The sequence below is a fragment of the Bradyrhizobium genosp. A genome, from assembly GCF_049949275.1.
Classification (GTDB): domain Bacteria; phylum Pseudomonadota; class Alphaproteobacteria; order Rhizobiales; family Xanthobacteraceae; genus Bradyrhizobium.
In genome coordinates, this window is sequence record NZ_CP188196.1 from 5,862,093 (window position 1) to 5,885,331 (window position 23,239).

The following is a 23,239-nucleotide window of genomic DNA, read 5'->3' on the forward strand; positions in this document are numbered from 1 at the left end:
GCAAACTCAACGCGCAGCCGTGCGGCCGAACAGGCCGTTCGGGCGCCGGATCAGGATCACGATCATCATGGTGTAGATCACGAAGGGTCCCATTTTCGGCACGTAATATTTGCCGGCGACGTCGCCGATGCCGAGCAGGAGCGAGGCCAGGAACGGGCCGGTGATCGAGGACGAGCCGCCGACGGTGACCACGATCAGGAAGTAGATCATGAATTTCAGCGGGAAATACGGATCGAGGCCGAGGATCTCGGCGCTCAGCGCACCACCGAGACCGGCAAGCCCGCATCCAAAGGCAAAGGTGAAGGCGAACACCTGCGGCACGTTGATGCCGAGGCCGCTCGCAGCACGGGGATCATCGACGGCGGCGCGAAGGCGGCTGCCGAAGCGGGTCTTGGCCAGCACCATCTGGAGACCGATGGTGAGCAGGCCGCAGATCACGATGATCATCAGCCGGTAGCGGCCGATGCCGACGCCGAACACGTCGAACTGGCCCTGCAGCGCGGCCGGCAGATTGATGAACACGCGCGACGAGCCCTGGATGTAATCGACGGCCGCGACCGACATGAACGTCAGTCCGATCGTGAACAGCACCTGGTCGAGGTGACTGCGCGCATAGAGGTGACGGTAGAGCGTGCGTTCAAGTACGATGCCGATCGCTGCAGCCGAGACGAACGAGAGCGGCAGCGCGGCGAAGAATGGCCATCCCATCCTGTTGACCAGCACCATGCAAACATAGCCGCCGGCCATGGCGAAGGCGCCATGGGCGAGGTTGACGAAGTTCATCAGCCCGAGTGTAACCGCGAGCCCGCAGGCGAGCACGAACAGCAGCATGCCGTAGGCAACGCCATCGAACAGGTTGGTGAGGATTGAGGTCATCGTCTCAGCTTGGTGTTAGTCGTCATGGCCGGAGCCCGCTCCGGGCGCGCTCCGGGACGACGCGCTTTCGCGCGTCACTTCTTGGTCTTGCCGAGATCCTTGACGGCCTCGAAGGTTGCGAACTCGACATTGTAGAGCTCGCCGTCGACCTTCTCGACCTTGCGGATGTAGATGTTCTGCACGATGTCGCGGGTCTGGGGGTCGATCGAGATCGGGCCGCGCGGGCTCTCCCACTTCTGGCCCTTCATGGCCTCGATCAGCTTGGTGCCGTCGGTATCACCATTGGTCTTCTTCAGTGCCTCGTAGATGAGGTGAATGCCGTCATAGCCGCTCACCGCCATGAAGCCCGGACGGGTGCCGTACGCCTTCTTGTAGGCGGCGACGAAGTCCTTGTTCATCTGCGAGGGATGTGCGGCGGAGTAGAGATGCGCGGTGACCGTGCCGAGCACGGCGTCGCCCATGTTGTTGAGGAGATCGTCGTCGGTGACGTCGCCCGGTCCGATCACCTTGATGCCGGCCTTGTCGAGGCCGCGCTCGGCATACTGCTTCATGAAGTTGCCGCCCTGGCCGGCCGGCACGAACACGAAGATCGCGTCGGGCTTGGCGTCCTTCATGCGCTGTAGGAACGGCGCGAAGTCGGGGTTGGCGAGCGGCGTCTTGACCTCTTCGACGATCTCGCCGCCACCGGCGGTGAAGTGCTCCTTGAAGAAGTTCAGCGCGTCATTGCCCGGCGCGTAGTCCGAGGTCAGCGTCGCCACCTTCTTGATGCCGTTCTTCACCGCCCAGTCGCCGATGATGGTCGAGGACTGCGCGAGCGTGAAGCTCGTGCGCACGATGTAGGGCGAGCGCTCGGTGATGATGGAGGTGCCGGCCGCCATCACGACTTCCGGAATCTTGGCCTGCGTCGCGAGCGGCGCGGCCGCGAGCGCGGCCGGCGTCACGCCGAAGCCGGCGATGAAATTGACCTTGTCGTTGACGATCAGCTCCTGCGCGGCGGTCTTGGTCTTGTCCGGGATCGCGGCGTCATCCTTGAGGATGATCTCGACCTTCTTGCCGGCGACGGTGTCGCCCTTCTGCTGCATATAGAGCTTGATCGCGTTCTCGATCTGCTTGCCGGTCGAGGCCTGGCCGCCGGTCATCGGCAGGATCAGGCCGACCTTGACGGTGTCTTCCGCCTTGGCCGGCGCGACGGCCGCAAGGCCCGCGATGGCGGCCGCTGCAGCGGTCCGTGAGAAAATCTTACGTTCGAACATCAGATGTCCCTCCCCTTCATTCCTGACCTCTTGTGCGCCGGACCGAGTGCCCGGTCCTTGCCTCACCTTAACCCGCGCACGAGCGATGTCGCGCGTCACAAGGCGTCTTTCGCGCCCTCATTGTCAATCGGACGTTTGGCGACCATTCGGCGCAAGCCGCGCGTCCCGGATGACCAAGTGTGGAGTGCGATGTCGGGGTTACGCCGGGGTAACCCGAGCGCCTCGATCCTGGTCGCGTCCATTTGTACGATTGTACAAATAAAATGGACCTGTCAACGAAAAAGCCCGGTCTCCGACCAAGCCAGATTGTCGCGAGCCGATGGCCGTAGTTTAGAAAACGCGACCTGGCGGTGGATGGAGGATTTCGTCTTTCATTTGCAGAATTTGAACATTGGCAAACGGGGCGCTCATCTCGTTTGGTATTTTGATACCTACCTCGAATAAGCCAATATTACCTTGTTGAAGGCTACCATTCCCCAGCGCTGGTTATCCGGCGTCTGACCACCGTTCCGATCCCGGCGCCCGCACGATGTCCATGCGTTTCCATTCTCTCCTGCTTCTCGTCGGGCTTGCCGCGGGCCTGTCCGGCTGCGGCACAGTCAACGAGAAGCTGTCGGCCGGCATGGGCGACTATGTCCCGCGATGGGCCGGCGGCCTCCCGGCGGACGCCCCACCGCGACCAGGCACCCCGCAATACGACGCATGGATGAAGGAACGCCAACGCCTGCGCCAAGTCCCGGCTGCCGAGCGCGAGAAGGCGGGGGCCGAGCAATCGACCGGAGCGACCAATGCAAAGGACGGGGTTCGTTAACCGGGCTTTTAATTACGCGTCACATGACTGGCCGAACGATGATGTTACGCCCTCTTGAACGCCGAAGACGTTACCGATTTGTGATGATGCCAACCTTCACGGCTGAATCCCTCAGCTTCTACACATTCATCCCGCGTTTTGAATCTCGGCAGACTGAAAGATCGCGCAGCACCCGGAGACGCCCGCAAAGGAAAAGCGATCGTCGTCAACTATTCGGTCGAGCACGGCCTGGTAAACGCCATAGACGTGCCGCCGATCCGCATTCCCGGGATCGAGGAAATCATGAAACATGACGAAACCGCCATCGACCCGCAGCTTTTTGGCGAGCTCGGCGGCGTCGATTGTAGCCTGATATCCGTGCCAGTGGTCGATGAAGATGAAGCCGTATTTCTTCCCCTGCACGGCCAGTTCGTTCATGCGCCGCGTCGCATCCGAGATAGTGAATGTCACGCTCTCGTTGCCTGGGCGTCCCGCTAAATTCCGCTTGGCTTCAACACTATTTTCGCGATCCAGTTCGATTGTCTCGACGAGGGGAGTTCGCGGCGGGGACTCTATCGCGGCACCGGATTGACGGCCTGCCGACGTTGAAGCAACATGGCGCAGGTAAGTCCCGAAGGAATTGCGAGGATCGGGTGCTTGATGCCACCCGCGGAGCGGAGTGAGCTTCACGCGTGCCACTGGACGCTGTTCTCCGGGCGTGCGAATCTGGATCACTCAAAAAATGATTTACGAAATGGGTTCGGCGGACGAAAAAAGATGCCTGGTCATTGGCGCCACGGGGCTGGTCGGCGGCCATATTCTCCGGCTGCTGCTGCAGAGCGGACAACGGCCGCTCGCCCTCTCCAGATCACAAAAAAGCGCTGCAGACGTCGACTGGTTTTGCGGTGACCTGGCAAAGCCCGAAGCCCTGAACTTCCCGGCATTCACGACGCTCTACTGCACCGCCGATGCCATTCTGTTGGCGGACGCGCTTCCCCACATCTTCAATCCTTCACTGAAGCGGATCGTCGTATTCAGTTCCACCAGTGTCATGACCAAGCGAGACAGTGAGGTCGCTGAAGAGCGAGAACTGCTGGGAAGGCTCGCCGAGGCCGAAGACAAGATCGCGCTGGCTTGTGCACGCAACGACGTCGAATGGACGATCTTGCGTCCGACATTGATCTACGACCCCGGCCGCGACACCAACATTACACCGCTCTCGCGTCTCATCCGACGATTTGGCTTCATGCCGTTGGTCGGCGGCGGTTCGGGCCTCCGACAACCAGTGCATGCCGAGGATCTGGCTATCGGCGCCATCGCAGCAGCATCAACCGCTTCCGCTGCGAACAAATTCTACTCCCTCCCGGGCGGCGAGACGCTGACCTATCGCGAAATGATCGGTCGGATTTTTGAAGGAATGGGGGTACCCCAACGCACCGTCTCGATTCCAGCGGCCCTCTGGAAGGCGGCCTTCGTTTTCGCGAAACCACTCTTTCCAACGGCGAATGTGGCGATGGGCACTCGCATGACGAAGGACATGATTTTCGATTCGAAACCTGCGTCCCAGGATTTCGGTTGGAAGCCCCGGGCCTTTCACCCCTTGTTCGATCAATCGCCGGTCAAAAAGCCGTCTCGATCGTCATTGAACGCAGGATCCGGCTAGCTCGCGTTGCTAGCCAGAAGTCTTGTCCCGAACGACACGATCGACTCCCACGCCATGCCCGCGAAGGGTCGACCAGATCAGCTTCAGATCTCCGGCAAAGCTCTGGCTACGGACATATTCGGCATCCACTTCAGCCAGACGCTTGGGGTCCGACATATCGATATCCCGGCTTTGCGCAAGGCCCGTAATACCAGGCAGAATCGTCAGGACTCCTAATCGCTTGCGCGCCTCAACTAGGGCCACCTGGGACGGCAAGCAAGGCCGAGGTCCGACCAGACTCATATCGCCAGCCAGCACGTTGTAGAGCTGCGGGATTTCATCGACCTTGAAACGCCGAAGGTACTCACCGAGCGAGGTGACCGACGACGCCTCGACCTGATGGGTGGGAACATTCGCGGTTCCCGCACGCATCGTCCGAAACTTGTAACAGGTGAATGGATGCCCGTCTTTTCCGACGCGAACCTGTGCAAAGATCGCCGCACCCGGACTGTGGAGCCGAATGGCGATGGCGATGACGAGGAGCACCGGCCAGGAAATCAAAAGAAACAGCGCGCAGGCTGCGAAATCGAACGCCCGCTTCATTGATCAATTACTCCAACGATCCCGACGGCGGCCCGACTATGGCACGGAGACCCGCTTTGGTCTCAACTTGAGGAGACCATCCAGCCTTCTGCAAGCTGGCAGAGCTTGCAACGAGCTCCCGTCCGATCCGATCCCAAAGCGACCGGCGCCCTGTTGCAAACACCATGGCTTTGAGTACCTGCGGCGGTATCGAAATGAGTCCAGGCGAACGTCCCATTCCTTCTCTTAGCGTGGCAAAGATTTCGGCGATAGTGATGGGCTCCGGATCGGAAACGATGAAGGTCTGGTTCAGCGTGGCGGATCCACTGAGACAGAACAAGACTGCTTCTGACAGATTCTTAATTGATAGAAGAGAGCGTCGATTGCGGAACGCCCCAAAGGGTAGCGGAATGGGCAGCGCCGCAATACGGACGATCAACGCGATATTGGCCTTGGCTCCCGGGCCGTAGACGATCACGGGCCTGAGAATCGTAAATGGCACGCCAGAGCGTTTAATTTCCTCTTCCGCCTCGAGCTTTGCTCGATCGTAAGCCGTGACCGGGCAGCACGCCTTGTCATTTTCCGTAACGAGGCCATCTGCGGCCGAGCCCGCCTGGGCACCGATGGACGACATGAAAATCAAACGTTTGACCGCGTGATGTTGACAGGCCTCTGCCAAGCCTTTTGTCGCAACACGATTGGCTCGCGTGTAGTTGCCGCTATCGACGCGGCTCCGGTGGGCGATTGCGGCCAGATGCACGACGATGTCGATGCCCTCCAGGAGCGGATGCCAGTCCACCTGGGTTTCGAGATCGGGCAATTTCACCCATTCCAGATTGTTCCCCGCTCTGCCCGGCTTGCGCGACGCCGCCCTAACATGATGCCCGGCGGACGACAAGGCGGAACAGACCGCCTCGCCAATAAAGCCCGAAGAGCCGGTTACCAGTATCCGAAACGGCATCCTATTGTCCTGACTCGCTAACCACTTCTGCCGAATGTCTTAAGCGGATACGCAACCCACGGTAAAGGCCCGATACGACCAAGCGCCGAAGCATTTTGATGAGGAGCTGGCTGGATCGGACGCGGCCCAGCGCCGTTGGTGGGCCCGCCCGCAGTCCTGCCACGAATCAGCCGAAGCATTGTCGGCCGGGCGTTTCAAAGCTAGGAATCCCGATTCGCGCACAGAATTACCGAAATATGTTCCATCGTCGTGAACCTGGCAGCCAGTCCGGCCCTAATCCCCACGACAGTTGCCAACGGATCGGGACATTGGCGATACCCGCGGTGGAGCGATGATCATCCGGCGAGGAGTTCCCCGTTCGGCCAGGGTGGAACACCCCTGCAGAGCGCTGCATTGCGCCGGAGTTCACGAGAGATCGGGCACGGAGGTCGATCACCGGACACCAATCCTCGCGGCGGCAAGGAGCAACTGGCGATTCTGCTCGATGCTTTGCGAATCCTGCAAGATAAGTTCAGCATATCGGATACACGCAGCTCTCGCTGCGGACTGTTCGGCCAAGGTCCAATGCGCCGCCTCATCGATGCAGGCCGCGACGCTGCCGGGGTCTGGCGCGATTGCCCATCCTGCGCCCGCTTCGCGCAGATCGTTCCAGGGGGTCTGATCGCTGGTAAGCACAGGAAGCCCTACGCTCATTGCCTCGAAAATGACGTGCCCGTAGTTCTCGCCTAAAGTCGGAAACAAAAACAGGTCGTAGCAAGCAAAGACCGATGCGATGTCCTGATGCGGGACTTCACCGCGATAAGCGATAATGACATTCGGCGGCAGCTCGTCAATGAGCTGCTGGCATTCCGCCCAATAGGCCTCGTCCTCCTTCGGCCCGTAGATATCGAAGACGATGCTCGCTTTCACGAGGCCGACCGCGCGCAACGCGCCGGTCAGATTCTTCTTGGGCGATATGCGGGACAAGAAACAGAGGCGAAATGGACGACCCCTCTCACGCGGCTTCCAGACTGAGGCTGCATTTGCAGGCGGCGCGGTGGCCAGATCAGATCCGACTGCGATCGAAGACGAGCCGATCGACATCTCCCGGGAAATATCCTCAGCCTCGATTGCCGTCGAAGCATGCCACATGACATCGCGCGTCAACCCAGACATTGAGGCGCCCTTGATGTACGCCGATTTCCTCAGGCTCTTTAGTGTCAGAGCTCCAAGCGAGAACTCACCACGCGGCGCAAGAAGCAACGGGATGCGCGGAATAAGACCTATTCGCCGAGCGATCAGGACGCGCAAGCTGAAGACAGGATCGAAAAAGCTGTTGAGGTAAATGCAGTCAGGCCGCACCTCTTCAATCAGGGCGCGGATGGCCCGGATGGAAATGTCTCCGGGCGCAAAATATCGAACCTCGGCCTTGCCGATTTTGATCCAGGCATTCGTATCAACCTCCGGATACGGTTCGGCGTCCCCCAGGTCGCGATCGGTTGTCGCGATGAGAAATCTAATCTCGTCGCCGAGCGCTTCCGCCATGTTCGCCAGCGACCTGATCGGACCGCCCGCTTTGAAGCCCGGCAGATAGTGCCTGTTAAATGCCAAGACTTTCATGATGATCTGGTTTCGCGCGCAGGAAGTGAGCGATACTGTCGCGACAATATCGACATTTGGCAACGTCAGGCGCGGAGTATTTCCTTCCAAAAGGAACGCGATTACGAGTCAAGGCAAATGTGTCAGTAGCACGACGGAGATCGACGCCGTGCCATGACCGCAGCCACGACGGCCGCAAAGCGAACGGGTCCCCCGAGCCGAAAGTCGCAAAGCGGAATTCGATGATTTACTGGGAATTGCGCCAGATAGCCAGCCTGTAGTAATCACGGATCACCGGCAACTCTCCGGTGTGGCAGGGATAAAGTTGGAGACATATGTTGACGGAACTGCCACTGATAAGCTTGGTGACGCCCACCTACAACCGCGCCAAACATCTGCCGGAGACGGTGAACTCGATACTCAATCAAAGCTATCGCAATACCGAATTTATCGTCGTCGACGATGGCTCAACCGACTCGACCGGAGAGTATCTCGCAACGCTTCCTTCGAGGGTCAAAGTCTTACGGCAATCGAGCGCCGGACAAGTCGCAGCGTTGACGGCATGGTGGAACGCATCGACCGGAACATATCTCGGCTACCTGAGCGACGACGACACGAAGGCGATGTCGAGACTGGTTCGCGCGGAGATCCCCCCTTCAGCTGAAGCAAACGATCGCCCGCCCGGTTGGACGCTTTCGACGCAGCAACTGATGCGGTCATGATTCTCATCGTTACAGGGCTCTGCGCACATGGTTCCTAAGACTCCCGGGCGTCTCAGCGCCCTTCGGCTGACCGGCGCGCCAGTTGCCATGACGATCTATCTTGCATTGACCGTTCTGGCCTTTCGGTTCGGCCCGTGGCCCTGGCCGGTGCAACATCCGGAATACCTCTACCTTTACCTCACGGCAGCTATCGCTTTGTTCTTAATTGGGGCGATCGGCGGCGCCTTCGCACCCCTGCCCTGGCGATCGCCCATCGCAACTCATCGCGAAACCGCAACGATCAAAGTTGCAATTCTGTTCATGGTTCTCAGCGTGCTGATCTTGTCGATAGCGCGAACCGACTCGCTCCTTCCACCGGTTTCGCTTCAACTATCGCGCGCGAACTACAACTACGATATCTTCGTTACGAGGAATTACACGCGAGGATGGTGGACCTATTTCGAGTACGCATTCGCCTTGCTCAGCCCGTTGTTCTTTCTTGCGCTGACTGGAGCAATTCAGCATTGGCGTCGGTTGGGGTGGCCCTACCGGATTGCGTACATCTTCGCCTGTCTCACTTTTTTGCTGATCTACACTCACATCGGCGTCAATCGCGGTCTATTCCAGTTGTCGGTGCTGCTGCCGCTGACCTTTGGGCTATATTACGTCTTTTCAGGACTGACCTCACGCCGCACGATCTGGATCTTGCTCTCCTCCGCGGTCGTTGGCACGGCCTTGTTCTTGTGGATCTTCGTCTTCTTCATCTCGTTCCGCGATCCCCCCTCCAATATAGGCCACTTCACGCTTTTGAATCTCGACGCGCAGAGATCCGGAGCGATTTACGGAATCCTTCCGCCGGCGCTGTACTCGGGCTACGAGACGGTGACGCGATATCTCGGCGTCGGCTACTATGGACTTTCCCTCGCGCTGGTAGAAACCGATTATGGACTCGGGTGGGGGCTTACCAACTCCATGGTCATCTTGAGGAAGGCCAAGGTCCTCCTCGGCGACAGCTGGTACTTCCACACGCTTCTTCCGGTCATTGAACAGAAATACGATTGGAGTCTCTGGACAACCTGGCACTCAGCGTTCACGTGGTTCATCTCGGATTTCGGCGTACCGGGTTCATTGATCGTGGTTCTGATGATTGGTGCCCTTTATGGCCTGGTATGGCGCAGTCTCTTGATGACGGGATCCGTCGTTGCCTTATCGATGTTTTATCTGTTGAACACGATGGTCTTTTATTTTCCGGCCAACAATCAACTGTTGCAGTCGGCCGACACGTTTTTCGGCTTCCTGGTGCTTTTGCTGATTTTCGTTGCCGGTTTTTTCCAGCTAAGTCCCATCAGAACGTCGCCCTCGTCATCCGCCGCTTTGGATCATTACCCCGCCAAGGATCAGCTCTAGCCAGCTTTCGTGCGAAGTCAGGGGCAGACGTCGATAGCATGGGCAACGGATCATAGAGATGCGGCCGTGACCTTCTTACGCAAACGCCAGACGGACGGACCTTCGAGCGGAGGAAATGCGGCCCGATCCGGCGGCGCGGCCATGGCCGGCAAAGTCCTCCAACTCGCGACCGGCGCCGGGATCGGCTTGCTGCTCCCACTGGGCCTGAGTTTGCACGACGTCGGCGTGTTCTTTTTCGTCCAGGCTGTCGTCAGTGTGAGCATTGTCCTCGCTCAATTGGGGCTGCCCGTGACGATCCCCGGGATCGTCTCACACGCGATGGCGGTTGGAGACACGGGACGAGCCCGGACCGTCGCCATCGAGACGATAAAGATGTCCATCATCTCTGGCCTGGCTGTCGGATGCGTGGTCGGAATTTGTGCATTCGCTTTCGGCCAGGCTGCGAACCCATTGAGCCCGCAGATCTGGAATCTCGTTCCGCTCATAATTCCAATGATTGCAGCCGGCGCTCTGCTTGGCGTGCTGGCAGAAATCCATCGTGCACTCTACCGCATGGTGGCTGCTTCGTTCCTGCCCGCCCTTCAGGGGCTGATCATGAGCGCCTATCTCGTATTTGCGCTCGCCTTCAAAGTCCCCCTGTCCATCTCGCACCTTCTGACCGCCAGCGTGCTCGCGGCGATTGCCGGGATCGTGCTCGGACTGGTGGAATTGGGACGAACAATGCGCACCTGGCAGCGCGTGCCGACCACGCCGGCGCCCCCCTCGGACATTTTCGCGGAAAGCTGGCCAAATCTTGTAACGGCCATGAGTTTCGTTGCAGCGTCCCAGCTCGACATCTGGGTCGTGGGGCTCGGCGGCCAACCTGCAGACGTCGCATGCTACGGATTGGCTCTGAGAATAGGAGCCCTGTTTGCGGTCCCGCTCACGATCGTATCGCTCACGATCCTGCCCCACATCGTGACCAACTGGGCGCGACACCGCCGCCTGTACCTGCAATGGCTGCTAACTCTCTCAGCCACCGGCGCGACCTTCGTGGCGCTTGTTGGATTTGTCCTGTTCGCCGGCTTCGGACGAAGCTTGATACTGATGATCTGGGGAGAGGCGTATTCGCGGGCCTTCAGCGCCGCACTCATGCTGGGTCTTGGCCAAGTCTTATTCTCGGCCGGCGGCGTTGCCGGCTACGCGCTCATTCTCCTGGGCAGGCAGAAGGTCGCAATGGTCAGCACGTTGCTCATCGCGAGCCTGACGGTGCTGCTGGCTGTTTGGGCCATGTTCAACTACGGGATCTTGGGCGTCGCGACCGTATATGCCGCGAGTTCGACCGCACAAGCGCTCTTGAATGTCCTTCTTGTCAGAAAATTCTTCGGGCTCACTGCGAGTGCGAGGCTGATAAATCCCTTGCGCGTTGGCCGGCTATTGTCTCACACACCGAAAAGCCTGCGAAAGACGTCGCTGTAATGACGATGGACTCCGAGCACCGACAAAGGCCGCGGCAATCCTGTCGTCCGTCTTGGGGTGACGGCAGGCGGTATACCATCGTTAAACCGAAGTGAGATCACATCGCAACGGGTCGCGGGTCTGGTAAACGCTTCGGACGCGTTGACGATCAACTGCTTCTGCGACCTGCGGATCGGGCGACGGGCTTCGATGGTCGAAGCCGCTCCAATTAACGCGCCTCCCGCTTCCCGTCATCCGAATAGCGCAATTCGGACAACCAGCTCACGACTTTGTCGATCTGCTTCTTGCGATCGAATTCGGACATTGCAAGTTCGCGTCCGCGCGCTCCCATCGCGCGCCTCTCATCCGGCGTCAAACTCGCCAGCTGCACGACGGCATCGGCCAGTCCTTTCGCGTCACCGGCGGGGCACACCAGACCGGCTCCTGCCTGCTGGACCAGTGCCGCGCCCTCGCCGTTCATCATCGCGAGAACTGGAACACCGGCGGCGAGATAGGTCTGCAGCTTGGCGGGAATCGTCGAGGACAACACCGGGTCCGACTTCAATGAGACGAGCAATGCATCGGCGCGGCGAAAAAATGACGGCATCCGTTCGACTGCAAACCGTCCAAGCATCAAGACCACGTCACCAAGACCACGACGACTGATTTCGGAAGCGACCCAATCGGACATGCGGCCGTCGCCGATAAGGACCCAGCGGAAACCCGGACGGCCGCGCAAATGCTCGGCGGCGTCGAGAATCGCGGGAAAGTCCTGCGCGTCACCGATGTTGCCGGCGAACATCACCGTGAATTTGCCATGCGCCGGCGGGACCTCGGGCGCAGCAGCCTGATCGCGCGCTTCATAGATCAGTTCAGCCCAGTTGGGAAAATAGACGATGCGTTCCGGATGATCGCAATTGCCGGTAATCCGCGGAACAAAGCTGCGCGACTGCGCCAGGATCAGATCGCAGCGATTGTAGATGAACCGGACCAGACGGCCGATGAGCCCGAGCAACCGGGGCGATGTCACGACGCCGACGGCAGACAACGTTTCAGGCCACAGGTCCTGCACCCAGAAGGCCATGGGCACCCGGCGCAGCCGACGTAGGAGGATCGCCGGAATGCCGACCGTGACCGGAGACGGCTCGAACACGAAGATGCAATCGATGGGTGTTGATCGGAGCTTGATCGGACCAAGAAGAGAAGCGGTCACGACGAAGCTCAGATAGTTCAGCAAGAGCCCGGGCCCGGCAGATCGAGCCAGCAGCGGAACGCGCAGGATCCGCGCGCCCTTGTATCGTCCCAACCGTTCGGGCGCGGCGTAGAAATCGGCAAATCCGCTACGGTTGGGATAGCTGGGCGTCCCGGTCAAGACCGTGACCTCGTGACCCCGCGCCACAAGATCTTCCACGAGATCGTTGATCTTGAAATTTTCCGGCCAAAAGTACTGGCTGACGACAAGCAACTTCAAGGAACACCATTCCAGGCTATCTTACGGCGGACAACCGGCAGCGTCCGGCGCGATGTCTTCTAACGATTCGTTCTCCAGACAACCCTTTTGACGTAATCGGTATAACTATGAATGATGCGAACGACCTTGTCGGACACATTGGGCGTCGCATAGTCGGATACGAGCCGGAGGGCGCGATCGGCGCCACGCTCTCGCGCATCGAGAATCGCAATCCCCTGCATGACGCGATCCACGTCGAGGCCGACCATCATTGCGGTTCCCTCCTCCATGCCTTCCGGGCGCTCGTGCGCCTCGCGAATGTTCAGCGCCGGGAGATCGAGAATCGACGCTTCCTCGGTGATGGTGCCACTGTCTGAAAGTACGGCACGGGCTCCGATCTGCAGATTGACATAGTCGCTGAATCCAAGCGGCTTCAGCAGCTGGACCTCCGGCCGGAACGACATGCCCCTCGCGTCGATCCGCTTCTGGGTGCGCGGATGGGTTGAGACGATGACCGGCAGGTTGAATTGCGCGGCAACCGCATTGAGCATCTCCCGGAGCTTGGCGAAATTCGTCTCGGAATCGACGTTTTCCTCCCGATGCGCGCTGACGACAAAATAGCGCCCGAGCTCAAGCCCGAGCCGCGCCCGTACGTCGGAAGCATTGATCTGCGGACGGTAGTGCTCCAACACCTCGAACATCGGGCTCCCGGTCTTGATGACGCGGTCGGGCGCCAATCCCTCGCGGAGCAGATAGTCGCGGGCGATGGTCGAATAAGTGAGGTTGATATCTGCGGTGTGATCGACGATCCGTCGATTGATCTCCTCCGGAACGCGATCGTCGAAGCTGCGGTTACCCGCCTCCATGTGAAAGATTGGAATCCGGCGACGCTTGGCTGCGATCACCGCGAGGCTGCTGTTCGTGTCGCCGAGGATAAGCAGTGCTTCCGGGCCCCGCTCCGCCAGGACCCGGTCCGTTGCGATGATGACGTTACCGATCGTCTCGGCCGCGGTCGCACCTGCGGCTCCGAGAAAGACGTCGGGCTTCCGGATGCCAAGATCGTCGAAGAAGATCTGATTCAGCTCGTAGTCGTAATTCTGTCCGGTATGGACCAGCGTGTGATCGCAAAATTGATCGAGCTTGGCGATGACGCGCGACAGCCGGATGATCTCGGGTCTGGTGCCGATTACGGTAACGACTTTCAGCTTGCCAGCATTCATGAACCCGACATCCTGCATCTCATACGTCGCACCATGACGACCACCTATCAGTTACGAGCAGCATCGGCGCGCCCGGCTTCGTCGGGCCTACCACCCCGCTTCGTCATCCTTCGTTGACGGGGGTGCGGCCTGCAACGACTGTGCGGATGTAATCAAGGGTGTTGAGCAACTTGACCATGCCGGCGACATCGAGGCGTTCGGTATTGTGAGAATTGTAGTCCTCACTGATCGATATCTGCGTTTCGCCCTCTTCGTAGAATTTCGTGTAGTTCAGGTCGCGCAGATCAGGCGGCACACGGAAGTAGAGATCCAGATCCTGCGCGCTGGCGCGCTCCTCCCTGCTGAGCAGCGTTTCGTACAGCTTCTCTCCGTGACGGGTGCCGATGATCTGGATTGGGTGATCGGGACGGCCGAGAACCTTCACCATCGCCTTGGCAAGAATTTCGATCGTCGCAGCCGGGGCTTTCTGGACGAAGATGTCGCCGTTGTCGCCGTGCTCGAACGCGTAGAGCACGAGATCCACTGCGTCGCCGAGCGACATCATGAAGCGCGTCATGTTCGGATCGGTGATGGTGATGGGCTTGCCGGCGAGGATCTGGTCGACGAACAACGGAATGACCGAGCCGCGCGAGGCCATGACGTTGCCGTAGCGCGTGCCGCAAATCAGCGTCGATCGCGCATCGAGATTGCGCGACTTGGCGACCATCACCTTTTCCATCAGCGCTTTCGATATTCCCATCGCGTTGATCGGGTACACGGCCTTGTCGGTCGAGAGGCAGACGATACGCTTGACGTTGGACGCAATCGCCGCCTCGAGCACATTCTCTGTTCCCACGACATTGGTCTTGACCGCCTCCATGGGATGGAACTCGCAGGACGGCACCTGCTTCAGCGCGGCGGCATGGAACACGAAATCAGCGCCGCGCATCGGGCCGAGAAGGCTCGAGTAGTCACGGACATCGCCAAGATAGAACTTGAGCTTGTCGGAGTTGTATAGTTTGCGCTGATCGTCCTGCTTCTTCTCGTCGCGGCTGAAAATACGAATTTCGCGAATGTCGGACGAGAGAAAGCGACGCAACACTGCATTGCCAAAAGACCCGGTGCCACCCGTGATGAGCAAGCATTTGTCTTCGAACATAGACGTTCCCAAGCGATCTATCAAAGTTGGCGGCGCTGCGAGCGTTTTGCAGTCGAACTCGGCTCGGCCTTCTGGAGACTGCTACAGAACCCCCCGCGCTTCCGCAACCGCCCATTGCCCTCTTATTAGGCCGATACGGGATTTAAACGCAAATTGAGCAGCCAAACGCCCGGTTCGGGGCGGATCCGAACCGAATTCAACCAAACCGGCGCTTGAGCCCTCGGCATCACCATCGCCCGCGCCGACCTGTCAATTGGTCTCGAATGTAGAGAATCCCCCGAAGGCACGATGCAAGGGCCGATTCTGCCATCCCGGGACAAGCGCGGCGTCCAGAAGAATCGGAAGTTTCGTTGGCCCGATCACTCTCTCAGCCTTGAGCAGACAGGCCGAGTATTCGGCCGGAAGCTGGATATCGGACAGATATTGGGTCGGCCGATAGAACGCCGGCACCAACACCGTGCTGAACGAAGCCCGGTCCTGCGGAAGGTCCACCGAGATGCTGTGATCGAGAGGTTGCCATATGCCTTCGCGCTTCGCGTATTGATATGAAACCGTCGCCCTGCCCTGCGGGCAGTTCTCTCCGCCGAAAGTCAGCAGGATACGGTCTCCGGCGGCACGCACATCCCATTGCAGGCCCTGTTCGCCAAGTTTGGGAGTCATACTGTCCGGGGCGCTTTCGACAAGCGCCCGATGTCTGTCGGGCAGCGGCAGACTGAAGACCGCCGTCTCGCCTGCGGAAGGTTTTGAGACGAGGGCAATTGGCTCTCTCGGCTCGGCCAGCAATGCTTCGAATTGATGCCGCAGGACGCGATCCTGATACATCGTCATGCCAGCATATAACGAGATCAGCCCGACTAGCGTGATCGCGGCAACGATTAGGAAGCGAGGCAAAACGCCACGAAGCCGTGTCCATTCGAAGGGAACGCTGAAAAACGAGAGAACTGCCAGTATCCAGATAAACTCGAGCTGAAAGACATGCCGAACCGAAAACTGCACCACCGGATATGTCAACAGCGCGCCGAACATCAGAAACAGAGCGAACGCTTCACGCGGCCTGACTGCCGCCTCTCGCCAGAAGAACGCGACAAATCCTGCCGCACATATGATCGCGACCCATGAGTTCGCCAGCCGATCGTAGAGCCGATTCAACAAGCGCGCGATCTGCGGGGCCGCACGCACCGGAACACCTGGATCCAGGTTGACACGCCCGGGCGCCACGAGCTCCGGAAACACGATTACCCAGGCGGCGGATTTCAGTGCTTGCGTCGTCACATCGCCGGCGAAATAAGGAAGCCAACTGAGCACGTAAGAACCAGACCGTGTTATGGCTTGGGAAACCGTGTGGCCGAGCTTTCCTTCCCCCGCATCCCAACCTGGATCAGCAGGACGCAAGTCTGCGGCGATGGACGACAGCACGATCTCGTCTGAATAACGCGCTCCAAGCGAATATGGCACAGGCCCCAAATCCAGATAACTCTGGAATGGATCTGACAAGCCCTGCATCAGCAAAGTACCGGATGCTCCGGCTTTTCCAACCCCCAACAGCGGCGCGCCGGCAAGCATGGCTGATGCCGCGAAAACGGCGATCGTCACAACCCCGGCTTTCCATCTCTTCGGCCCCGAACTGACCACCAATCCGATGATTCCGATCGGCAACAGGATGAAAACGTCGGAGCGAAAGCCAACTCCCATGCCAACAGTTGCGCCGGAAAGGGCCGCCCACAACAAAGCCATGCGCAGCAACTCGGCGCGCATGGTCAAGATCAGAAACACGAGAGCCCAGATGAAGAATGGCGCCTTGGAGAAGTCCCGAAAATATGGAACCATCGACAGCATGACCGGCGACAGAGCCAGGAGGGCTGCGCCTGCCGCGGCGGGCCATCTCGCGAAGAAAAGACGAACGAGAACGAAGCAACCGCACGCATATGCACCGACCAGCGTCGAAACCAGCGGCCAAAGGTTCGAGTAGCGAATTGACGTCACGCGCCACAAGGCAGAGACCGCCCAACCCAGGTAAAGTTGCAAACGAAAGAAGTTACCGGCCGGCTCTTCCGGAACGATCCCGATCGTCGCGCAGTCGAACACGGCGCTGCGCCCGAACAGGAAATCGACCATCGGCGGGGGAGTGACCGGAGAGCGCACGAAGCCGTGACCACAAGCCGAATAGACCATCTCCGGCATGAACGCCTGATAGAAGTACAGCATGCTCGACTGGTGAAGCACGGCAGCGCCCAGCACCGCGCCTAACAGGGCAAACCCCACCCCAAGAACCCAGTCGGGGCGGTCAGGCATCGTCACGGATTTTCTCGACATTACAAGGAGGCTCACAATCGGGTCGATCTGGGTCCGGCCTCCGGAGCGGTTCGGCGGCAACACGAGCGAAAATTCGCAAGCTTGAGCGGATCGTTTATACGTCGATTGGGGCATCGACAAGTGAGCGAGGCGCGGTCTCCGCCGCGGGTCTGACCGCCGATTCCGGCAGCGTCCGCAGCGACGTTGCCGAATTCGCTGCCACGCGGTCCCCGAAAACCAGCGTCGCCTCCCCTTCTACAGCGACTGGCTTTCAAGTACTGTTCGCTCTTCTATTCCTGACGTCCGGCTGGAGTTGTAAATGACGTTTAGGGTCACGGCGCGCGAGTTCTTGCGAGGAACACTTCATCGTCTTGACCTGACCGGAGACGTCGACTGGCTGCGCCAGGCGAGGGGAAACAGATTCGCCATTGAGAAGATCTTTCTGTTGGACGAAAACCATTCGGAATGTCCTGCATGCTAACCGCGTCATGCGATCGACGGCATGCTCGGCGCGATGGTGTCTCCGAAGATGTAGGACATGGTGGCCCGCAAGCGATGCCGGCTCCGCCCGGTTGCCAGGCGCTCCCCTCGCCACTATTGAGGTCGTTCGACCCCTAAGGAATAAGGTGAATGACTTTAAAGGATAGGTGGCGAGCAATTGACGGTCTCATCGAAACTCCGGGCGGAATCGGCGTCCTGATCTGCCTGTACATTGTCACCCTCGGCTTCTCTTTGAGAGCCGTCATAACTTTCAGCAGTAATTATTTTAGCGCCGCCGCGTTCCATATTTTCTACGACCCGGCTCGATTCCCGGTGGCAGCCGCAGTGGTCGCGGCCTACGGCCTTGTCGGAGTGATCTTTTTGGTAGCTCGCTTCAGTTCCGGGTACCTGGTCGGATTCTACCTCTATTCGATGATCCTCGGCTATCTCTGGATAAATTGCTTCAGCGACTTCAACTATGATCACGGATTGGCTGGATGGTCTGCGGCATTCTCGGCTGCTGCGTTTCTTGTCCCTGCCACGCTGATCGTCTCGCCCGTTGGCAGGGCATACGAACTGCCGGCGAGAATGTTCGAGCACTTGCTGACGCTCATCCTGTTGGTGTCTTTGGCGACGATCATAGCGGGCGCAATCTACAATTTCAGAATTGTGGCCATCGAGGATATCTACAGCTACCGCGACAAGCTCGGCTTTCCCGCCGGACTTAGGTACGCGATCGGGATCACCACCACCACCTTGTTGCCCTTCGCTTTTGCCTGTTTCGTTGCGCAAGGAAACATCTGGCGAGCGGGTGCGGTGCTGGTTCTCTCCCTGTTGTTTTATCCGGTTACGCTGACCAAGTTCGCTATTTTTACGCCAGTTTGGCTCGTCTTTGTTGCCGTTCTCGCTAGATATTTCAGACCCAGAACGGCCGTCATTCTGTCCCTGTTGCTGCCGATGCTTGCAGGACTCCTGACCTCCATTCTCATGGTATTGCCGACCCTCTTCTACACAGTCAATTTTCGGATGATGATCATCCCGTCGAACGCTTTCGATATCTACAATGATTATTTCTCCAGGCACGAGCTGACTTATTTCTGTCAGATCGGACTCCTGAAGCCGTTCGTTCCCTGCGCCTACAACGAGCCGCTGTCGATCGTGATGAATCGAACTTATGAACTGGGATATCTGAATGCGTCGCTGTTTGCGACCGAAGGCGTCGCCTCTGTCGGCCCCATGCTTGCACCGATCGCAGCGTTTGCATGTGGACTGGTCTTCGCTTTCGGCAATCGTCTGTCTGCGGATCTGCCAGCCAACTTTGTCCTGATTTCCAGCGCGATCCTGCCGCAGGTCTTCCTCAACGTCCCCTTGTCGACCACGCTCCTGACGCATGGGGCCGGGTTACTTTTCCTGCTCTGGTACGTGATGCCGCGCGCGATGTTCGAACGACCGCCTGCACGATCAGGCCTCCGCCGCTCCCCCCGGAAGTGAGACGCAAAACTGTCGTTGAAATACCCCCACGCGCTACGCTCGGTGTGACGGCCGGGAGGTCCTGCCGGATCGGCAGATTGGCGTTGCGATACGTGCCTAGTCCACGAACACGACCGTCTTGCGGCCGTTGAGGATGACGCGGTCGTCGAGGTGATAGCGGATCGCACGCGCCAGCACGCGGCGCTCGATGTCGCGGCCCTTGCGGACGAGATCTTCCGGCGTGTCGCGATGGCTGATGCGCTCGACGTCCTGATCGATGATCGGGCCTTCGTCGAGGTCGCGCGTGACGTAATGTGCGGTCGCGCCGATCAGCTTCACGCCGCGCTCATGAGCCTGGTGATAGGGCTTTGCGCCCTTGAAGCCCGGCAGGAACGAGTGATGGATGTTGATGCAGCGGCCGGAGAGCTTGGCCGACATGTCGTCCGACAGGATCTGCATGTAGCGGGCGAGCACCACGAGATCGGCCCCGGTCTTGGCGACGAGATCGAGGATTTGCGCCTCCTGCTCGCTCTTGGTCTCCTTGGTGACAGGCAGATAGTGGAACGGGATGCCGCCGAAATCGAGCCCGGCATAGACCTCGCGCGAATGGTTGGAGACGATCGCGGCCAAAGTCATCGGCAATTCGCCGGTGCGCCAGCGGTAGAGGATGTCGACCAGGCAGTGGTCGGACTTCGACACCAGCAGTATCACCTTGCGATGCGCGGCGCGGTCGCGCATCTGCCACTCCATGCCAAAACGCTCGGCGATCGCGGCAAAGCCGGTCTGGAGCGCAGACAGCTCCACGGCAAGATCGGCCGCGGTGAACACGACGCGCATAAAGAATTTTTTGGTCTCGACGTCGTCGAACTGCTGGGCGTCGAGAATGTTCTGTCCATTATGAGCCAGGAAGGTCGACACCGCCGAGACGATGCCGGGTCGATCCGGACAGGACAGGGTCAGAACATATTGATGATCGGGCATGGCTCTCGATGACGGTTTGTGCAAACGCCGCGGAATGACCCGCGATTTGCGTCCTGCTCTAGCACCGACGCGACCCTTGCGCCAATCCCGACGACGGTGTCAAGATGAACGGACGATTGCGATTTTTGCTCACGGGAGCACGCCCATGGCTGACCGTTTGACTGGCACCCGCATCCTGATCCTGGAAACCCGCGAGGAGGCGCAGTTTTCAAAACTCCTGGCCGAGCAAGGCGCCGAGGTCGTGCAGTGCCCGATGTTCACCATCCAGGACGCACCCGACCCCGCCCCGGTCGAGGCCTGGATCCGTCGCGCCATCGACACGCCGCTTGACGACCTCGTGCTGATGACCGGTGAAGGCCTGCGGCGGATCATGAAGCTCGCGCGCGCACGCGGCCTCGATCAGGCCTTTGTCGCGGCGCTGGCCAAATCGCGAAAATTCTCGCGCGGCCCGAAGCCCGGCAAGGCGCTGCGCGAAATCTCGCTCGAGGCGCAGCAGACCACAGAGAAACCGACCACCGAGGGCGTGATCGAGATGCTGAGCAAGCTCGACTTGAAGGGACGACGCCTCGGGCTTCAGCTTTATCCGGACAAGGACCACAGCGCGCTGACCGGTGCGCTGGCCGCGCAGGGCGCCGAGGTCGATACCGTTTTGCCTTACGTCTACGATTCCAAAGCCGCTGACGCCAATATCGTCGCCGCCATCGACGACATGGCTGAGGGACGAATCGACTCCGTCGCGTTGACCAATCTCGGCCAGGTCCGCCGCCTGATCGAGGCCGCCAAGGCCCATGGCAGCGAGGCCAAGTTGCGCGCAGGATTCGAGCGCACGTTGATCGCTTCGGTGGGACCTGCAGTCTCAGGTGAGCTTGCCGCGCACGGCCTGCGCACCGACATCTCGCCTGCGGACGACGCCTATTTCATGCGTCCACTGATCTCGGCGATGGCTACGGCGCTCGCGGAGCGGAGGCCGAGAGCTGCGGCGAGGTAAGAGCCGGGCGCAGGGGCGGCCCGCGGCTGCCGCGATTGACACGCGGATCGTCGTCGCTACGTTGCCGAACAGCAAGAAGAAACAACAAGGGCAAGGAATCGCCTTGACACGAGTCATCGCGTTGTGAGCACAACCACGCGGCGTTCGGCGCTCGCACCATTTCGCATTCGCAACTACCGCTTCCAGTGGCCGTCCGACCTCCTCACCTCATGGGCGTTCGAAGTCGAGACGCTGGTGCTCGGCTGGTACATCATGGTCGAGACCGGCTCGGTGTTGCTGCTGACCGTCATGGCCTCGTTGCAATATGTCGGGACGCTGATTGCGCCCGTGCTCGGGATGGTCGGCGACCGCATGGGTCATCGCGACCTCCTGGTCGTGCTGCGCCTCACCTACACCGTGCTCGCCTCGACCATCATGGTGCTGGCGCTGACCCACCATCTCGCCCCGCTCAACGTCATGATCATCGTCGCGATCATGGGCTTGATCCGCCCGTCCGATCTCGGCGTGCGCGGGGCACTCCTTGCCGACATCATGCCGGCCGAGCAACTCGTCGGCGCCATCAGCCTCGCGCGCACGACCCAGGACAGCGCGCGCATTGCCGGCGCGTTGACCGGCGCGGGCTTGTTCGCCCTCCTCGGCATCGGCTTCGTCTATGCCGCGATCGCGAGCTTCTATCTCATCGCAGCGATTCTGATGTTCTGCCTGAGCCGGCCGGAAAAGTCGGTCACGACGACGGATCTCCCCGCAAACAGCCACGCCGTCTCGCGATTGCTGGGTGAACTGAAGGAAGGCGTCGTCTACGCCTGGAACGGTCCTGGAATGCGCGCGGCGCTGTGCGTCGCCTTCCTGGCCAACCTCACGGCCTTTCCGATCACCAACGGATTGCTGCCTTTTGTTGCGCGCGACATCTTCCACACCGACCAGACCGGTCTCGGCTATCTCTCGGCGAGCTTTGCCGTGGGCTCGCTGACGGGCTCCATCACGCTGAGCCTCGTCAGCGGGGTCCGCATCGCGCGGCTTTTGATCGGCGCGACGCTGGCCTGGTACGCGATGCTGCTGGTGTTCGTCGAGATCAGGACCATGCCGGTCGCCATGGCCTGCCTCGTGCTCGCCGGCATCGCCCAGAGCATGTCGATGATCTCAGCGGCCGTGATCCTGATGCGCACGGCGAGCGCCCATCTGCGCGGCCGTGTCATGGGCGTGCGGATGATGGTGATCTATGGCCTGCCGATCGGCTTGCTTGCGGCGGGCAGCCTGATCGACCTGGTTGGCTATTCCGCCATGGGCTCGATCTATGCGGTCGCGGGCATCATCGCGATGCTGGCGATCGCGGTGCGCTGGCGCGAGGATCTGTGGCCGGCGCACGCCCCGGCCAATGCGGGCTGACGGGTAGCGAATCGACCTTGAAGGACGACCTAGCGGCTGATCTGTAATCGCATTCCGGTTGGGATCCTGATGACAGTCGCTCGGCGACAGACTGGAGCTACTGCTGGCCGAAGGCCTGCGGGTGGTGCATGAAACCGGCGCGCTCCTTTGGTCGGGCCACAGATCCGTTCCGCAACAGCAACGCCGGGCGACTGGAAGCTTGGTTCCTTCCACGCTCCGGAGGAGGAGTACATTGGCGAGGCCGTGACCGCCGCATCGAGCGCTCTTAGGTCGACAAGGGATATTGCGGCCACAGCACCTGACCTGAGCCCCTCTGAACTTCCTCCATAAACGGGTAGAGTCCATCGCCTTCGGGGAGGAGGAGATGAAGCAATCACGGTTCACGAAAGAGCGAATCATAGTTGCTCAACGCGGGATTGGCTAGTACAGCCTAAACGGACTCAGACGTGTGACCGCCCCGGGATGATGGTAGTCTCGGAGACGATGGTAGAATAGGGGGGTTAGCAGCGCTCGAAGCGGCTCATTCCGACAGTCAATTTGAGCGGCTCTTGATCGCTGGGGCGGAACCGCATGAGTTCGATCTTCTAATCCGTCGCTCGCCCACGCG

General features: G+C 59.8%; 19 protein-coding genes. 8 read left to right on the forward strand and 11 right to left on the reverse strand.

The annotated features are described in order from the left end of the window. Positions 1-6: 6 nt before the first annotated feature. Complete coding sequence (locus ACP2YP_RS27470) at positions 7-876, reverse strand: branched-chain amino acid ABC transporter permease (RefSeq protein WP_426419384.1); 870 nt, start codon at positions 874-876, stop codon at positions 7-9. Between the two features lie 74 nt (positions 877-950). Continuing rightward, entirely contained in the window at positions 951-2,129 is a 1,179-nt protein-coding gene (locus ACP2YP_RS27475) for an ABC transporter substrate-binding protein (protein WP_426419385.1), read from the reverse strand. Between the two features lie 529 nt (positions 2,130-2,658). Between ACP2YP_RS27475 and ACP2YP_RS27480 the strand changes: the two genes are divergently transcribed. Next, positions 2,659-2,940: a hypothetical protein gene (locus ACP2YP_RS27480; RefSeq protein WP_426419386.1), complete on the forward strand. Its 282-nt coding sequence runs from the start codon at positions 2,659-2,661 to the stop codon at positions 2,938-2,940. Positions 2,941-3,066: 126 nt separating this feature from the next. On the opposite strand, the gene ACP2YP_RS27485 is transcribed toward ACP2YP_RS27480, so the two are convergent. Next, positions 3,067-3,618: a hypothetical protein gene (locus tag ACP2YP_RS27485; RefSeq protein WP_426419387.1), complete on the reverse strand. Its 552-nt coding sequence runs from the start codon at positions 3,616-3,618 to the stop codon at positions 3,067-3,069. Between the two features lie 43 nt (positions 3,619-3,661). Here ACP2YP_RS27485 and ACP2YP_RS27490 point away from each other — a divergent pair, with 43 nt between their 5' ends. Further along, entirely contained in the window at positions 3,662-4,582 is a 921-nt protein-coding gene (locus tag ACP2YP_RS27490; RefSeq protein WP_426419388.1) for an NAD-dependent epimerase/dehydratase family protein, read from the forward strand. Positions 4,583-4,591: 9 nt separating this feature from the next. Here the strand turns inward: ACP2YP_RS27490 and ACP2YP_RS27495 are convergent, their stop codons facing one another. The 3 genes from ACP2YP_RS27495 to ACP2YP_RS27505 all read right to left on the reverse strand — a co-directional run bounded on the left by ACP2YP_RS27495 (position 4,592) and on the right by ACP2YP_RS27505 (position 7,703). After that, entirely contained in the window at positions 4,592-5,164 is a 573-nt protein-coding gene (locus ACP2YP_RS27495; protein ID WP_426419389.1) for a sugar transferase, read from the reverse strand. A 7-nt stretch (positions 5,165-5,171) separates the two neighbouring features. Next, on the reverse strand, positions 5,172-6,104 hold the full coding sequence (locus ACP2YP_RS27500) for an NAD-dependent epimerase/dehydratase family protein (protein WP_426419390.1): 933 nt from the start codon (positions 6,102-6,104) through the stop codon (positions 5,172-5,174). Positions 6,105-6,536: 432 nt separating this feature from the next. Further along, positions 6,537-7,703, reverse strand: a complete 1,167-nt coding sequence (locus tag ACP2YP_RS27505) for a glycosyltransferase (protein WP_426419391.1) — start codon at positions 7,701-7,703, stop codon at positions 6,537-6,539. A 314-nt stretch (positions 7,704-8,017) separates the two neighbouring features. Here ACP2YP_RS27505 and ACP2YP_RS27510 point away from each other — a divergent pair, with 314 nt between their 5' ends. The 3 genes from ACP2YP_RS27510 (at position 8,018) to ACP2YP_RS27520 (ending at position 11,248) form a co-directional block, all read left to right on the forward strand. Next, complete coding sequence (locus ACP2YP_RS27510; RefSeq protein WP_426419392.1) at positions 8,018-8,404, forward strand: glycosyltransferase family 2 protein; 387 nt, start codon at positions 8,018-8,020, stop codon at positions 8,402-8,404. An 87-nt stretch (positions 8,405-8,491) separates the two neighbouring features. Continuing rightward, on the forward strand, positions 8,492-9,790 hold the full coding sequence (locus ACP2YP_RS27515; protein WP_426419393.1) for a hypothetical protein: 1,299 nt from the start codon (positions 8,492-8,494) through the stop codon (positions 9,788-9,790). 141 nt (positions 9,791-9,931) lie between these two features. Then, positions 9,932-11,248, forward strand: a complete 1,317-nt coding sequence (locus tag ACP2YP_RS27520; RefSeq protein WP_426419394.1) for a lipopolysaccharide biosynthesis protein — start codon at positions 9,932-9,934, stop codon at positions 11,246-11,248. A 208-nt stretch (positions 11,249-11,456) separates the two neighbouring features. Here the strand turns inward: ACP2YP_RS27520 and ACP2YP_RS27525 are convergent, their stop codons facing one another. From ACP2YP_RS27525 to ACP2YP_RS27540, 4 genes are all read right to left on the reverse strand, one after another. Continuing rightward, positions 11,457-12,698: a glycosyltransferase family 4 protein gene (locus ACP2YP_RS27525; protein ID WP_426419395.1), complete on the reverse strand. Its 1,242-nt coding sequence runs from the start codon at positions 12,696-12,698 to the stop codon at positions 11,457-11,459. A 59-nt stretch (positions 12,699-12,757) separates the two neighbouring features. Then, positions 12,758-13,897, reverse strand: coding sequence for a non-hydrolyzing UDP-N-acetylglucosamine 2-epimerase (gene wecB, locus ACP2YP_RS27530; RefSeq protein ID WP_426419396.1), 1,140 nt, complete (start codon positions 13,895-13,897; stop codon positions 12,758-12,760). A 103-nt stretch (positions 13,898-14,000) separates the two neighbouring features. Continuing rightward, a complete protein-coding gene (locus ACP2YP_RS27535; protein WP_426419397.1) occupies positions 14,001-15,035 on the reverse strand; it encodes a polysaccharide biosynthesis protein in 1,035 nt (344 codons plus the stop codon). A 249-nt stretch (positions 15,036-15,284) separates the two neighbouring features. Continuing rightward, positions 15,285-17,333, reverse strand: a complete 2,049-nt coding sequence (locus tag ACP2YP_RS27540; RefSeq protein ID WP_426419398.1) for a hypothetical protein — start codon at positions 17,331-17,333, stop codon at positions 15,285-15,287. A gap of 624 nt (positions 17,334-17,957) precedes the next feature. On the opposite strand from ACP2YP_RS27540, the gene ACP2YP_RS27545 reads away from it, so the two are divergent. Beyond that, complete coding sequence (locus ACP2YP_RS27545) at positions 17,958-19,298, forward strand: hypothetical protein (RefSeq protein WP_426419399.1); 1,341 nt, start codon at positions 17,958-17,960, stop codon at positions 19,296-19,298. A gap of 96 nt (positions 19,299-19,394) precedes the next feature. Here the strand turns inward: ACP2YP_RS27545 and purU are convergent, their stop codons facing one another. Continuing rightward, entirely contained in the window at positions 19,395-20,258 is an 864-nt protein-coding gene (purU, locus tag ACP2YP_RS27550) for a formyltetrahydrofolate deformylase (protein WP_426419400.1), read from the reverse strand. Positions 20,259-20,403: 145 nt separating this feature from the next. Between purU and ACP2YP_RS27555 the strand changes: the two genes are divergently transcribed. Then, entirely contained in the window at positions 20,404-21,246 is an 843-nt protein-coding gene (locus ACP2YP_RS27555; protein WP_426419401.1) for a uroporphyrinogen-III synthase, read from the forward strand. 123 nt (positions 21,247-21,369) lie between these two features. Further along, entirely contained in the window at positions 21,370-22,632 is a 1,263-nt protein-coding gene (locus ACP2YP_RS27560) for an MFS transporter (RefSeq protein WP_426419402.1), read from the forward strand. Positions 22,633-23,239: the final 607 nt, after the last annotated feature.